12 protein-coding genes and 1 riboswitch are annotated in these 14,374 nt (G+C 38.6%); of the genes, 11 read left to right on the forward strand and 1 reads right to left on the reverse strand.

Annotated elements, in window-relative coordinates:
- The first annotated feature begins 545 nt into the window (after nucleotides 1-545).
- The 4 genes from hpf to V179_RS30285 all read left to right on the forward strand — a co-directional run bounded on the left by hpf (nucleotide 546) and on the right by V179_RS30285 (nucleotide 3,713).
- Nucleotides 546-1,100, forward strand: a complete 555-nt coding sequence (gene hpf, locus V179_RS0123000; protein WP_028393552.1) for a ribosome hibernation-promoting factor, HPF/YfiA family — start codon at nucleotides 546-548, stop codon at nucleotides 1,098-1,100.
- 720 nt (nucleotides 1,101-1,820) lie between these two features.
- Nucleotides 1,821-2,390 carry a chromate transporter gene (locus V179_RS0123005; RefSeq protein WP_028393553.1) on the forward strand — a complete coding sequence of 190 codons (570 nt, stop codon included), beginning with the start codon at nucleotides 1,821-1,823 and terminating at the stop codon, nucleotides 2,388-2,390.
- On the forward strand, nucleotides 2,387-2,917 hold the full coding sequence (locus tag V179_RS0123010; RefSeq protein WP_028393554.1) for a chromate transporter: 531 nt from the start codon (nucleotides 2,387-2,389) through the stop codon (nucleotides 2,915-2,917). Before V179_RS0123005 ends, V179_RS0123010 begins: the two co-directional genes overlap by 4 nt.
- Before the next feature lie 532 nt (nucleotides 2,918-3,449).
- A riboswitch (cyclic di-GMP riboswitch) is annotated at nucleotides 3,450-3,538 on the forward strand.
- Nucleotides 3,539-3,566: 28 nt separating this feature from the next.
- Complete coding sequence (locus V179_RS30285) at nucleotides 3,567-3,713, forward strand: anti-repressor SinI family protein (protein ID WP_084552469.1); 147 nt, start codon at nucleotides 3,567-3,569, stop codon at nucleotides 3,711-3,713.
- Between the two features lie 482 nt (nucleotides 3,714-4,195).
- Here V179_RS30285 and V179_RS0123020 read toward each other — a convergent pair whose 3' ends face one another.
- Nucleotides 4,196-4,519, reverse strand: coding sequence for a helix-turn-helix domain-containing protein (locus V179_RS0123020; protein WP_028393555.1), 324 nt, complete (start codon nucleotides 4,517-4,519; stop codon nucleotides 4,196-4,198).
- Between the two features lie 262 nt (nucleotides 4,520-4,781).
- Between V179_RS0123020 and secA the strand changes: the two genes are divergently transcribed.
- The 7 genes from secA to V179_RS0123055 all read left to right on the forward strand — a co-directional run bounded on the left by secA (nucleotide 4,782) and on the right by V179_RS0123055 (nucleotide 14,249).
- Complete coding sequence (gene secA, locus V179_RS0123025) at nucleotides 4,782-7,292, forward strand: preprotein translocase subunit SecA (RefSeq protein ID WP_028393556.1); 2,511 nt, start codon at nucleotides 4,782-4,784, stop codon at nucleotides 7,290-7,292.
- Between the two features lie 357 nt (nucleotides 7,293-7,649).
- A protein-coding gene (prfB, locus tag V179_RS0123030) for a peptide chain release factor 2 (RefSeq protein WP_235179217.1) occupies nucleotides 7,650-8,748 on the forward strand; the annotation gives its coding sequence in 2 pieces (ribosomal slippage) (nucleotides 7,650-7,712 and nucleotides 7,714-8,748; 1,098 coding nt in all).
- A gap of 847 nt (nucleotides 8,749-9,595) precedes the next feature.
- On the forward strand, nucleotides 9,596-10,459 hold the full coding sequence (locus tag V179_RS0123035) for a YitT family protein (RefSeq protein ID WP_028393558.1): 864 nt from the start codon (nucleotides 9,596-9,598) through the stop codon (nucleotides 10,457-10,459).
- A gap of 50 nt (nucleotides 10,460-10,509) precedes the next feature.
- Complete coding sequence (cccB, locus tag V179_RS0123040; RefSeq protein ID WP_028393559.1) at nucleotides 10,510-10,842, forward strand: cytochrome c551; 333 nt, start codon at nucleotides 10,510-10,512, stop codon at nucleotides 10,840-10,842.
- Nucleotides 10,843-11,125: 283 nt separating this feature from the next.
- Nucleotides 11,126-11,812 carry a cell division ATP-binding protein FtsE gene (ftsE, locus tag V179_RS0123045; RefSeq protein ID WP_028393560.1) on the forward strand — a complete coding sequence of 229 codons (687 nt, stop codon included), beginning with the start codon at nucleotides 11,126-11,128 and terminating at the stop codon, nucleotides 11,810-11,812.
- Entirely contained in the window at nucleotides 11,802-12,695 is an 894-nt protein-coding gene (ftsX, locus tag V179_RS0123050) for a permease-like cell division protein FtsX (RefSeq protein ID WP_028393561.1), read from the forward strand. Before ftsE ends, ftsX begins: the two co-directional genes overlap by 11 nt.
- A 219-nt stretch (nucleotides 12,696-12,914) precedes the next feature.
- A complete protein-coding gene (locus tag V179_RS0123055; protein WP_028393562.1) occupies nucleotides 12,915-14,249 on the forward strand; it encodes a murein hydrolase activator EnvC family protein in 1,335 nt (444 codons plus the stop codon).
- The last annotated feature ends 125 nt before the right edge of the window (nucleotides 14,250-14,374 follow it).

Raw genomic sequence — 14,374 nt, forward strand, 5'->3', positions numbered from 1 at the left:
TTACATTGTTGACAATCAATGTTTGTGAGCGGTTTAAACTTAATCTTTCTTCTATCTTTTCTGCTATGTTCAAAATAACAATATTGTCTATTACACTCACAATATTTCTGTGTTTTAACTAAATGAATATGACCATCTATTTCTACAGTAGGTACATATAATTGATTCATCATTCCTTTGAAACCTCCATACTCGTTCCTTTCATTAATTAGATAATTCTTTATTAATTCTCCTAATATAGGTATATTTATAGTTATAATATGTAATATTATTACTTTATTTCCCTTTTGAGATACTAGTTACTATATACCTTATGATCAATTTTATCAAGAGTGATATAAGTATATAGAATTATCTAAACTTTTAATGCTCTACAGTATTAATTTTATGTAAAGATTGTTATAATAAAGATGGATACGAACCCCACTATTAATCCAATTTTCTATAGTTTCTTCATGAACTTGGCAAAACTATTTGTTTGTGAAGGAAATGCATAGGGTATCGTAGAACTATATCATATAGTTTTTAGAAGGAGGACTCACTTTATGGACTATAATATTCGTGGTGAAAACATTGAGGTAACTCCAGCAATACGGGAATATGTAGAGAAAAAGATTGGAAAATTGGAACGGTATTTTAGCAATTCACCGGATGCAACGGCAATGGTGAATTTACGAGTGAATCATAATACATCTAAAGTGGAAGTAACGATCCCAATGACGAATTTGGTGCTCCGTGCAGAAGAGGAAAATGCTGATATGTATGCAGCCATTGACTTGATTTCTGACAAATTGGAACGGCAAATTCGTAAACATAAAACAAAAGTAAACCGAAAATTCCGTGGTACAAATACGAATGCAGCTGATGTTTTTCCAGTGTTTGAGGATAAAAACAATGCACCGATTGAAGAAGACGAACTTGAATTAGAGGTTGTCCGCAATAAGCGTTTTGACTTGAAACCAATGGATAGTGAAGAAGCGATCTTGCAAATGAATATGCTTGGTCATAGCTTTTTCGTCTATACGAATTCAGATACAAATACGACAAATGTTGTGTACCGTCGTAAGGATGGCCGCTATGGTTTGATTGAACCAAGCTAAATAAAATAAGTTAAATTATACAAGGCCTGATTCTTTCTTAGGAGAGAATCAGGCCTGTTATGTTTAATAAAAGTTATATGATTTAGGTATCATCTGTCGGGATTTAGCAGTAAGCATCCGATGTATTCCAAGGCACTAAACAAATACGGAGAAATTTCTGTATAATATAAAGATAAATACTAGATTTAAGTCTTAATGGAATTTTAACATCATCTGTATCCTTAATAATATATTGGTAGAATATAATCAAAAAGTAATATCTATTTTGATTTTGTAGCCCTCCCTATCAATTGATAAGACAGGGCATGTATCCGTAGTGCTGTGGAATAAAGTTCTTGAGTAGAATATTATCGGTTTTAGGCTACTAAAGTGGGGGAAAAGAATATTTCATTAAAATCTTAGTCATGATAATAATTGTTCCTTGATTATCCCCTATGTCTGATACATACGAATTTGGGTAGTTAGTGAGGCGTAATGTATAAAATGACGTTAACTTGAATGTGAAAACTACATTTGTAGGATTAGAGGAGAAAATACAGTTTGAATCTTCACTCCAGAATCATATCAGTAGCATAGAACATTAAATTGAAATTTCTCTAGATAATGTTGGATTTAAATGAAGAGAACTATTTAACCTATTATTCCATCAACAGTGTGCCAATGGTTCATACAGAGTAGTCCATGATAAAGATAGATTATTAGAAGTAGGTGTAGTGAAATATGAAGCAATTAAATATTTTTATGGCATTTTTTAGAGTTGGCATGCTTGGTTTCGGCGGAGGTCCTGCTGCGATTCCTCTTGTGCAAAAAGAGGTAGTTGAGAAATATAAGTGGATGAATAATGAAGATTTTGGCGATGTCTTGGCGCTTGGAAATGCGCTGCCGGGTCCGATTGCGCCTAAGCTAGCAGGCTATATTGGGTACCGTGTTGGCGGTTTTTGGGGCTTGCTTAATGGTGTGTTTGCATCTTGTGTTCCCACCATACTTTTAATGATTTTGCTTTTGAAAAGCTTGAATGCTTATAAAAATCAAGCGTGGGTGACAGGGATGTCACAAGCAGTCGTTCCTGTTGTCGCTGTGATGCTGCTAACTATGACTTTAGACTTTTTAAAAAAATCAGGTTCATCCAGTATCGGCTGGCTGTGGACGATTGTCTTCGTTTTGCTCGGGTTTGTGTTTATGGAACTGTTAAATGTGCATCCAGCTATTATCATTTTTTCCCTGCTCATTGGGGCACTATTGAAGAGAGGCCCTGTATCTGAACCTAATAAGGAGGCGGGAAAGTCATGATTTATTTGCAGATTTTCTGGGCTTTTTTTATATCAGGTATTCTCGGCTACGGTGGTGGTCCGGCATCCATTCCGTTAATTGAAAAGGAGGTCGTCGACAGATACGGTTGGTTTACTGTTCATGAATTCAGTGATGTGATTGCTCTTGGGAATGCACTCCCAGGCCCAATTGCTACCAAAATGGCAGGCTATATTGGATTTGAACAGGCTGGCATACTGGGCGCGATTATTGGGGTATTCGCTTCAGTCGCTCCTTCTCTCATTTTAATGCTTGGTCTACTCAGTATTTTAAAGCGTCACAAAGAATCCCCTCGAGTGAAAAGGATGACAGTCGTCGTTCGTCCAATCATTGCTGTCTTGCTAGGGATGATGGCTTATGATTTCTTTTTCACTGCATATGAAGGAATCGGATGGATTCAGACATTAGTAATTGGGATTATTAGTTATTTTTTATTGGGTAAATTGAAGGTTCATCCTGCCTATGTAATCGCAATAGCGTTAGTATATGGAGCTTTTTTTCTTGGTTGAAAAAGCTCCTTTGATGTTTTACAAGGATATTTCATTTTATGATCCAATTCTTATAAGCATCCATCTAATGAATTTGCTATACATAAAAAACTTAATGACTTAAAAAATAAAGATAATAGTGGGATTTTGAATATAAGTATTGTATTTAATGATGCAAACGATAAATACTAATCCCCTGTGAAACTAGATGGGGACAACAACGGACTTTTAAGGTAGTTAATTAGAAGTCTCCCATTATGATGAAGGATGTTTGTTTAAGTTTTGGACAATATTTGACGAACCAAAAGTGTAAAAACAAGAGACATAGTCGAAAAGGTCTAGATCATATGTCATGAATATTGATAAGGTAAATATAATATATTTACATAAAAATTCTTTCAATCATATATTTCCTAATTTGTTCTAGTTGAAAAAATGTAGAATTTAGTCGTAATATGTAAAAAAATAAGGTAAAATATTTAAATTTAATAGCATAAAATTACATAAAATATACCAAAAATTCTGTATAATCAAAGAAAATAGAAAATTCATACACAGAAAAAGGCAAACCTATTGAAAAATAGGGACGCAAAGTCGCGGGTCTAAGGTATTATATTGTGCTATGATGGCTGGACTGCCTGAAATACATAGTATTTTAGGAGGGAATGGGTTGGCAGATCTAATAGTTGATGAAGAATGGATTGAGCTAATGGTACAAGCTAAGGTACTTGGATTGACTAAAGAGGAAGTCCTTCGTTTCTTTGAGCAAAAAGCAACAGAAAATAAAAAAGATGAACCAACCTATCATACGATTTAAACGTATAAACCCCTTAAACAAACTGGTTTTTTACGAAAGTCCAGTTCGTTTAAGGGGTTTGTTTTGTTTATGGACACGGGGCGGGGCTCCGCGACGAACTAATATAGCCATCTACTTAGCAGAGATACGTATTTTATTAAGAAAGTACTTCGAAATCCTGCTCCGCACCTCCACCGTTATGATTAGGTGAGTTTAGCGTGCTACAAAATAGATCCTTCATGGCACCGGTGGCGTTATAATGCCATATTACACTTAGTAAGACGGACATGGGGCGGGGCTTCGAAACTTAATAATATAGATCATCTACTTTGTAAATATACATACTTTATTAAGAATGTACTTCAAAATCAGGATCTGCACCACCACCATTGTGATTAGCCGAGTGTAGCGTGCTTCAAGGGATATCGTACATAGTAATTGGTGGTATTTTAACGTCATTCTGGATTTGTAAAGAGATAAAAATGGGATCATCCATACTCCAATCACTCTTCTTGCTTTAATCTCCATTTGTTAAATTCAATGAATTCACGGAATTGATCTTTGGATACACCGGATTTCATTGCCTCTTGAACAATATTCATCCATTCTGCGTCAAGCCCATCTTTGACAGGTTCATCGTGAAGGAGAGAATCAACAGGAATTTGCAGCACTAAGGCGATTTTTTCAAGAAACTGGATAGATGGGTTCGTTTGAAGGTTTCTCTCAAGGGAGCTTAAATAGGACTTGGCGACTCCCGCTTTTTCAGCAAGTTCTGTCATGGACATTCTATTTTCTTGTCTCAGTTTTTTTACGCGATCACCGATCATGTTATCTCACCTCAAAACTTTTCTGCAGATATTTTCATGCGTAAGGCTGTTAATACTCATTTTAACGTTTTCACGGTATTAAATCTATAAATTTTCATAATATCGTGAAGTTGTACCTGCACTTTATACATGGTAATATTAAGGGTGCACCTATTTAATATGAAATAAAATGGATATATTAATCTTTGATCTAGTGTTAATTAAATCTAAAATATATTTTCTTTTTTAATAAAGACTTCTATATAAAGAGGAGCGTTATTGAATGCTTAATATTTTAAATAAAGTGTTTGACCCGAATAAACGAGAAGTGAAGCGTCTTGAGAAGCTGGCTGATCAAATTGAAATGCTAGCGGATAAAACAGCTTCGTTATCAGATGAAGAACTGCGTGGGAAAACAGAAGAATTCAAAGAGCGTTACCAAAAAGGCGAAACGGTCGATGATTTGCTTGTTGAGGCATTCGCGACGATTCGTGAAGGAGCAAGAAGAGCATTAGGAATGTATCCATTCCGCGTACAGCTAATGGGGGGGATTTCCCTTCATGATGGTAATATTTCTGAAATGAAAACCGGGGAAGGGAAAACGTTGACTTCCACTCTTCCTGTCTATTTAAACGCGATTACTGGGAAAGGCGTTCATGTCGTTACTGTCAATGAATACTTAGCAAGCCGTGATGCGGAAGAAATGGGCAAGCTGTATGAGTTCATGGGAATGACGGTTGGGTTGAACCTGAACGGCATGTCTAAGGAAGAGAAGCAAGAAGCGTACAGTGCTGATATTACGTATAGTACGAATAATGAGCTAGGTTTCGATTATTTACGGGATAATATGGTTCTATATAAAGAGCAAATGGTACAACGACCTTTACATTTTGCTGTTATCGATGAAGTGGATTCAATCTTGATTGATGAGGCACGTACACCATTAATTATTTCAGGTTCGGCACAAAAATCAGCTCAGTTATATATCCAAGCGAATGCTTTCGTTCGTACGCTTACGTTAGACAAGCATTATACGTATGATGAAAAAACAAAAGGGGTTCAGCTGACGGAAGAAGGAATTAACCGTTCGGAAGCGGCATTTAATATCGAAAATTTATTTGATATTAATCATGTTGTTTTGAATCATCATATTAATCAAGCGTTAAAAGCGCATGTAAGCATGCATCTTGATGTCGACTATGTCGTGCAAGAAGGCGAAATCGTCATTGTTGACCAGTTCACTGGGCGTTTAATGAAAGGTCGCCGCTATAGTGATGGACTCCATCAGGCTATTGAAGCGAAAGAAGGCTTGGAGATTCAAAATGAAAGCATGACACTTGCAACAATTACCTTCCAAAACTATTTCCGAATGTATGAAAAACTTTCCGGGATGACGGGTACAGCCAAAACGGAAGAAGAAGAATTCCGTAATATTTATAATATGAATGTTATTGTAATTCCAACGAACCGTGAAATTATTCGGGATGACCGCGCTGATTTAATCTATGCGTCGATGGATGGGAAATTCCGTGCCGTAGTCGAAGAGATTGCGGAGCGGCATACTAAAGGACAACCAGTTCTAGTTGGTACAGTAGCGATTGAAACGTCTGAGATTATTTCAAAGTATTTATCTAGAAAAGGGATTCCGCATAATGTGTTGAATGCGAAAAATCATGGACGAGAAGCTGAAATTATTGCGAATGCTGGTGAACAAGGCGCCGTGACCATAGCGACGAATATGGCTGGTCGTGGTACGGATATCAAACTCGGCGAAGGTGTGAAAGAACTAGGCGGTCTTGTGGTGCTCGGTACGGAGCGACATGAAAGTCGTCGAATTGATAACCAGCTTCGTGGACGTTCTGGACGTCAAGGAGATCCAGGTATGACACAATTCTATCTATCCATGGAAGATGAATTGATGCGTCGCTTCGGATCGGACAATATGAAAGCGATGATGGCGCGGCTTGGGATGGATGATACGCAGCCAATCCAAAGTAAAATGGTATCCCGTGCTGTGGAATCCGCTCAGAAGCGCGTTGAAGGCAATAACTTCGATGCACGTAAACAGCTTCTTCAATATGATGATGTGTTGCGTCAACAACGTGAAATCATTTATAAGCAACGTTTTGATGTGTTGGATAGTGAGAACTTACGCGATATCGTCGAGAATATGCTTGAAGCAAGCATTCAACGTAATATTGCTCATTTTGCCCCAAGTCCGGATGGTGAAGAATGGAACTATCAAGGCTTAATCGATTTTGTTCACGGCAATCTGTTCGATGAGGGTGAAGTAACAGAAGCTGATCTAACTGGCAAAGATGAAGCGGAAGTAGCAGATTTCATCCTTGCGAAAGTGAAAGAACAGTATGATATAAAAGAAGAGCAATTGTCACCTGAACAAATGCGTGAGTTTGAAAAGGTCATCGTTTTACGTGCAGTGGACAGTAAATGGATGAATCATATTGATGCGATGGAACAATTACGTCAAGGGATCCATCTTCGTGCATATGGTCAAATTGATCCATTGCGTGAATATCAGCAAGAAGGCTTTGCGATGTTCGAGGATATGGTCATGGCCATTGAAGATGACGTTGCGAAATATATTATGAAGTCAGAAATCCGCAATAATCTAGAACGTCAGGAAGTTATCCAAGGACATGCTGTCAATCCGAAAGAAGGCCCAGAAGAGGTGAAGAAAAAACCGCTTCGTAAATCGCCTGAAATCGGCAGAAATACACCTTGTCCATGCGGAAGTGGCAAAAAGTATAAAAACTGTCACGGAAATGTAGAGTAAATAGGAAAAGGGGGCGGTTTAGTCAATGGTTACCGTCTCTTTTTCCATTCGTGTAACAAAACTCCTATGGCGTTAAAACGATACCATTTACCATGAAGGATTAATCAGGTATCAAGCTGCACTCACCTCATCACAATGGTGGCGGTGCGGAGCCGGAATTTTGAGGTATTTTCTATAATAAAAAGAAGTATACCAGCTAAGAAGATTGGCTAGATTAGTAAGTCGCGGAGACCCGTCCCCATGTCCTTCATACAAACAAGAAGGAAACATGAAATACAGTTTGCGAATCCGTCTTTTTTTGCATATAGTTGTAGAGACTGATTACGTTTTTTTGAAAATAATTAAGAGGTGAATAGTATGGAATTAGCAGAAATTAGAAATGAGCTTGAGAAAACAGCTAAGAAATTAGTGGACTTTAGGGGGTCTCTTTGACTTAGAAGAGAAGGAAGCCCGTATAGCTGAGTTAGATAATATTATGTCCGATCCAGTGTTTTGGAACGATCAGCAAAAAGCACAAGTTGTTATTAATGAAGCGAATGGATTGAAGGATCAAGTCAATCAATTAGCTGAACTGAATGAATCATATGAAAATCTTGAATTGACTTATGAGCTTGTAAAAGAAGAAAACGACGAAGAGCTACTAGCAGACCTTGAAGTGGAAATCGTCGAGCTTTCTAAACATATGAATGAATACGAACTTCAAATGTTACTAAGTGAAGAATATGATAAAAATAATGCCATTCTTGAGCTTCATCCAGGAGCTGGCGGTACTGAATCTCAGGATTGGGGCTCCATGCTTCTGCGTATGTATACTCGTTGGGGTGAAAAAAGAGGCTTTAAGGTAGAAACGATCGACTATCTGCCTGGAGACGAAGCTGGTATTAAAAGTGTGACTCTTCTTTTCAAAGGACATAACGCTTATGGCTATTTGAAAGCAGAAAAAGGGGTTCACCGTCTTGTTCGTATTTCTCCTTTCGATTCATCGGGCCGCCGCCACACTTCTTTCGTTTCTTGTGAAGTCATGCCGGAATTTGATGAGACCATTGAAGTGGAAATTCGTACAGAAGATTTAAAAGTAGATACGTATCGAGCAACCGGTGCTGGCGGTCAGCATATTAATACGACGGATTCTGCTGTCAGGATTACACATATTCCAACAGGTGTTGTAGTCACATGTCAATCTGAACGTTCACAAATCAAAAACCGTGCTCAAGCGATGAACTTCCTAAAAGCAAAACTATATCAACGCGAACTCGAGCAGCAACAAGCAGAATTGGATGAAATCCGCGGCGAACAAAAGGAAATCGGCTGGGGAAGCCAAATCCGATCTTACGTATTCCACCCATACTCGATGGTGAAAGATCACCGTACTAGTACGGAAACCGGAAACGTGCAAGCGGTCATGGATGGAGATATTGACGCATTCATCGATGCCTATCTGCGCTCAAAATTATAAGATTCAATAGATGATGGTCCATTAAACAGTGCAAACTGTTTAGTGGACCTTTTTTTATTTGAAATGGATATTTATTGTTCACTTTATTCCCCACTTTTGTGTTGCTGAGAGATTTATTGGATTATGTGCATAGCTTTCGTGAAATCTTATGATTAATTTCCCTGACATTGCAAAAACTAAGAAAGATCTGTAGCACAATAGTTGTTCAGCGTATACATTGAATGGAATTGGGTTCGCAGAGTCACATATTTGGACAGTAAGCCCCACCTCTATGTGCAGAATGAAGAAACCCCCACTGATTGAAGTTTCACTTTATCCGGCATTAACGGGCAGTAAGCCCCCCACCTCATGGCTAAGAGGAATCGAAGAAGTGTAGGTGGGGGACAACTGCTCGTAAAAGCCCGATTGGTTCAGCTAACAATCAGTGGAAAACCCCCACTGATTGAAGTTTCACTTTATCCGGCATTAACGGGCAGTAAGCCCCCCACCTCATGGCTAAGAGGAATTGAAGAAGTGTAGTGGGGGACAACTGCTCGTAAAAGCCCGATTGGTTCAGCTAACAATCAGTGGAAAACCCTCACTGATTGAAGTTTCACTTTATCCGGCATTAACGGGCAGTAAGCCCCCACCTCATGGCTAAGAGGAATCGAAGAAGTGTAGGTGGAGGACAACTGCCCGTAAAAGCCCGATTGGTTCAGCTAACAATCAGTGGAAAACCCCCACTGATTGAAGTTTCACTTTATCCGAATACCATTTACATGGGTCAGATCCCGGTGCTATACTACTTTGAACGATTTGAATCGTAAACAAAAGCGTGGGCAAAGAGGTTGAAGGGAGTACCCGTTAAATGAGAAAAAGATATCGAGAACCGAAGCATCCAGTGATTGAGAAATTGAGTGAGTATGGACTTGTAATCGTGGGGGCAGCCATCATTGCGATTGCATTTAACGTCTTCCTTTTACCGAATCAAATTGCTTCGGGTGGGGTTAGTGGAATTAGTACGATATTGACTGATATATTCGGCTTTGAACCCGCATATGTGCAGTGGGCATTCAATATTCCGTTGTTTATTAGTGGCCTGTTCTTGTTAGGCATGCAATTTGGAGCAAAATCATTAGTCGGCACATTGATCTTGCCATTAATCGTCTTTTTGACAAAAGATTGGGATCCTTGGACAAATGATGCACTGCTCGGTTCAATTTGTGGTGGAATTGGGGTTGGTTTAGGTTTAGGCATTGTTTTTAGAGGAAAGGCATCAACGGGTGGTACAGATCTTGCGGCTCAAATTATCCATAAATATACGAATCTGTCCTTAGGAACTTGTGTAGCGTTAATTGACGGACTAATTGTGTTGAGTGCAGCGATTGTTTTTGACATTGAAAAAGGGTTGTATGCATTAATTGGCTTATACGTGACAAGTAAAACGATTGATATTATTCAAGTAGGTCTAAGGCGCTCTAAAATGGCAATGATCATTACGAATCATGAAGAAGAAGTGAGACATGAAATTATCCATGTACTAGACCGAGGTGTTACTAGATTATCGGGTCAGGGAGGATATACAGATGATTCACGACCGATCCTCATGTGTGTGATTGATCAATCGGAATTCACCAATTTGAAACAATTAGTAAAAGACGTTGATCCGAAAGCTTTTGTCGTCGTCATGGATGCTGCTGAGGTGTTAGGGGAGGGTTTTAAACACGCGTAACACTGGTATAATATTGGTGATGTGGATTATTTAACTAAGGGGGCATTTTAGTGAATAAAAAATTGATTACATTATTGCTAGGAACGACGCTTGCTCTTGCTGCGTGTGGGTCGAATGACAACGCCAACAAACCAACAAATGAAGGTGGGACCACGACAACGTCTGCAGGTGAAGCAGATCAGATTTATAAAAACAAATGTTCAAGCTGTCATGGTGCGAATCTTGAAGGGGCATTTGGTCCTGAACTTAAGGCTATCGGCTCGACACTTTCTAAAGAAGATATTGAAACAATCATTAAAGAAGGAAAGGGCGGCATGCCAGCTAAACTTATTAAAGAAGACCAAGCTGCAATTGTTGCTGAATGGTTATCTGAAAAAAAATAACAACATAATGAATGACGTCTTGCTTAGGTGCAGGACGTTTTTTTGTTGTTTTTACACCCATTAGCTGTTAAAATTGGGAATTTACATTGAAATGAAACTGTAACATTTTTTATTACGGATTTGACAAACTTTGATGGTATAATGGCTTTTGTACAAACAACAGGATTGTTTCCTGTGGTTTTTTCGGTTTTTTTTAGAGAATTTGTCGAAATAAGATTTGTAAAACACGTTCATTGATTCTTTTGTTTTCTGGAAATAAAAAGCTAGTTAGGTGGTTATTTATATGATAGAAATGACAGACGTCTATAAAACATATTCGAACGGCGTCGTTGCTATAAACGGAATCAACGTCAAAATAAAAGCTGGAGAATTTGTCTATGTAGTAGGCCCGAGTGGTGCGGGGAAATCTACTTTTATCAAAATGATGTATCGGGAAGAGTCTCCGACAACTGGAAATATCGTTGTAAATGGAGTGAGCTTGCCGAAGATTAGAAATACGAAGGTACCAATTTTCCGTCGTAATATCGGCGTAGTGTTCCAAGATTTCAAGCTATTGCCAACTTTGACGGTTTACGAAAACGTTGCGTTTGCGATGGAAGTGATTGAGAAGACTCCTGATGAAATTAAAAAGCGGGTTATGGAAGTATTGGATCTTGTTGGCTTGAAGCACAAAGTACGGATGTTGCCTACTGAACTATCAGGTGGGGAACAACAGCGTGTTTCAATTGCCCGTTCAATCGTCAACTCGCCTAAAGTAGTGATTGCTGATGAACCAACAGGAAACCTTGACCCAGAAACATCATGGGAAATTATGAATATCTTCGAAGAAATAAATAAGAGTGGTACAACCATGGTTATGGCGACCCACAACAAAGACATTGTTAATAATATGAAACATCGTGTAATCGCCATTGAAAATGGGAAAATTGCCCGCGATGATATGCGAGGTGAATACGGATATGAAGCTTAATACATTGCAACGGCACTTTCGCGAAAGTGGTAAAAGTTTGCTCAGAAATGGCTGGATGACCTTTGCTTCTGTAAGTGCTGTAACGGTAACATTGCTTTTAGTTGGTGTGTTTTTAGTCATTATGATGAACTTGAACCATATCGCAACTAATGTAGAAAATGATGTTGAAATACGGGTACATATCGACCCGGCTGCAACTTTAGAAAATCAAAAAACACTGGACGCGAAAATTAAGAAAATCGCCAAAGTCGATTCAGTCTTATATTCTCCAAAAGAAAAAGAGCTGACGAATATGATTGAAGGTATGGGGGAGAACGGCGAGGCCTTTAAATTATTTGAGCAAGATAATCCGCTTCGAGATGTATTGGTTGTGAAAACAAAGACTCCTCAAGATGTAAGCCAGGTTTCTAAGAAAATTGAAACCTTTGAATATGTTCAGACTGTTAAATATGGCAAAGAATATGTAGATAATTTATTCAATGTAGTAAATATTGCGCGAAATATTGGCGTCGTCTTGATTATCGGATTATTGTTTACGGCGATGTTCCTGATCTCTAATACTATTAAAATTACGATTATGGCAAGAAGAAAAGAAATTGAGATTATGAGATTAGTTGGCGCAACGAATAATTTTATCCGCTGGCCATTCTTCCTTGAAGGTTTATGGCTAGGTGTGTTGGGTTCCGTAATCCCAATTGGATTAATTGGAGTATTCTACTCGAATCTATTTAAATACGTTTCACCGAAAATTAACATTCCATTTTTCGAATTGCTACCATTAAGTCCATTTATTTATCAGATTTCAGCGATTCTTATTCTATTAGGTGGACTAATTGGAATTTGGGGCAGTTTGATGTCTGTGCGTAAGTTTTTAAAGGTATAAGAGGTTATTCAAAAACTCGGGTAAAAATAGCTTGGAAATTGCATCAAAGCTCGTTAATGACCTTCTGTGTTGCACGCCATGACGCGCAACACAGAAGTCAGTACATACTGTGCAAGTCCGATTTTAACCTAATCTAATACGTACCAAAACAGAGAATCCTAGCTAAATAGAGCAGAAGATATCAAAGTCTAAGGGAGAGAAGAAAGGGGAACTGGGGAAGTGCATAGAAATAGAATCATCACGATGAGTGCAACGATCATACTAGGACTTGGAAGCCTTTTAGCTGTGCCAAGTGCGTATGCAGAATCATTGCAAGAGATGAAAGATAAGAAATCAACGATTCAGGAAAAACGTACGGATGTTCAATCGGATATTCATAAAACAGAATCTAAAATTAAACATTTAGAATCTCAGCAGTTAACAGTTGAAGAACAGCTCGATCAGCTTGAAAAAGACATGACTGCAAATGAGAATAAAATAATAGAGAAGACGGCTGAAATTAACAAGACGAATGCTGAAATTGAATCATTAAAAGCAGAGATTGTCGTGTTGAAAGATCGAATTGCGAAACGAAATGAGCTTTTGAAGGAACGTGCGGTGTCTTATCAAGTGAGCGGCGGCAATTTGAACTATTTAGAAGTTCTTCTTGGTGCTTCAAGTTTCAGTGAATTTATTGATAGAGTGAGCGCTGTTGCTACAATCGTCGAAGCTGATCAGGATATTATTAAACAGCATGAGCAAGATAAAAAAAGTCTGGAAGAAGCACAATCCGCTGTTGAAAAGAAGAAATCCGATTTAGAAAAAATGCTAGCTGAATTGCAGGAAATTAAGCAACAGCTTCAAGTACAAAAGAAAAAGCAAGAAGTGTTATTAGCTGAACTTCATAAACAAAAAGAGCATGCAGAACATGATATGGTAGGACTTGAAGAAGAAGCGGTCAATCTTAAAGCCCAGGAAACGGCTATTGCACAAGCGATTCAGCTTGAACAAAAACGTCTTGCTGATGCTGAAGCAGCGAGAAAGAAAGCGGCTGAGGCAGCCGCCGCAGCAGCTGCTGCTAAGGCAAAACAAGCTTCAAGTTCAAGTTCAGGTTCAACTTCAAGTTCAACTTCAAGTTCAAGTTCAAATGAGGTCGTAAGTGCTCCAGCCGTTTCGTCTGGTACGTTTACTCGTCCAAGTGCGGGATATGTTTCATCTGGATTTGGCGGACGCTGGGGGAAATCGCATAACGGGATTGATATTGCTGCAAGTGGTACAGTGCCTGTTATTGCAACGGCAGATGGAGTCGTAATACGAGCGTATAAGTCCAGCTCATACGGCAATGTAGTCATGGTTTCACATTCCATCAACGGTCAAACTTTCACAAGTGTATATGCACATCTAAACTCGATGAGTGTAAGTGCTGGACAAGTTGTTTCAAAAGGCCAGCAAGTTGGATATATGGGGAATACCGGTCACTCATATGGGCAACATCTTCATTTCGAACTACATAAGGGTGCTTGGAATGCAGCGAAATCGAATGCTGTGAATCCATTAAACTATGTTTCTATGTAATGCAATGATAACTGAATAATGAAAGCCGAAACGAGGCTGTCCGATGACGAAAGGTCAGATCCCACATCTACTATATATCGTTTATATAGAGTGAGGTCAGACTATGTTGGGACAGCTTCGTTTTT

This window comes from Bacillus cihuensis, from assembly GCF_000504145.1.
GTDB classification, from domain to species: domain Bacteria; phylum Bacillota; class Bacilli; order Bacillales; family DSM-1321; genus Peribacillus; species Peribacillus huizhouensis.

Excerpts from the sequence above, each read along its gene's own strand:
- V179_RS0123005 (WP_028393553.1), top strand. The coding sequence starts at position 1,821 with ATGAAGCAATTAAATATTTTTATGGCATTTTTTAGAGTTGGCATGCTT.
- V179_RS0123035 (WP_028393558.1), top strand. The coding sequence starts at position 9,596 with ATGAGAAAAAGATATCGAGAACCGAAGCATCCAGTGATTGAGAAATTG.
- V179_RS0123020 (WP_028393555.1), bottom strand. The coding sequence starts at position 4,519 with ATGATCGGTGATCGCGTAAAAAAACTGAGACAAGAAAATAGAATGTCC.
- ftsE (WP_028393560.1), top strand. The coding sequence starts at position 11,126 with ATGATAGAAATGACAGACGTCTATAAAACATATTCGAACGGCGTCGTT.
- ftsX (WP_028393561.1), top strand. The coding sequence starts at position 11,802 with ATGAAGCTTAATACATTGCAACGGCACTTTCGCGAAAGTGGTAAAAGT.
- V179_RS0123010 (WP_028393554.1), top strand. The coding sequence starts at position 2,387 with ATGATTTATTTGCAGATTTTCTGGGCTTTTTTTATATCAGGTATTCTC.
- hpf (WP_028393552.1), top strand. The coding sequence starts at position 546 with ATGGACTATAATATTCGTGGTGAAAACATTGAGGTAACTCCAGCAATA.
- secA (WP_028393556.1), top strand. The coding sequence starts at position 4,782 with ATGCTTAATATTTTAAATAAAGTGTTTGACCCGAATAAACGAGAAGTG.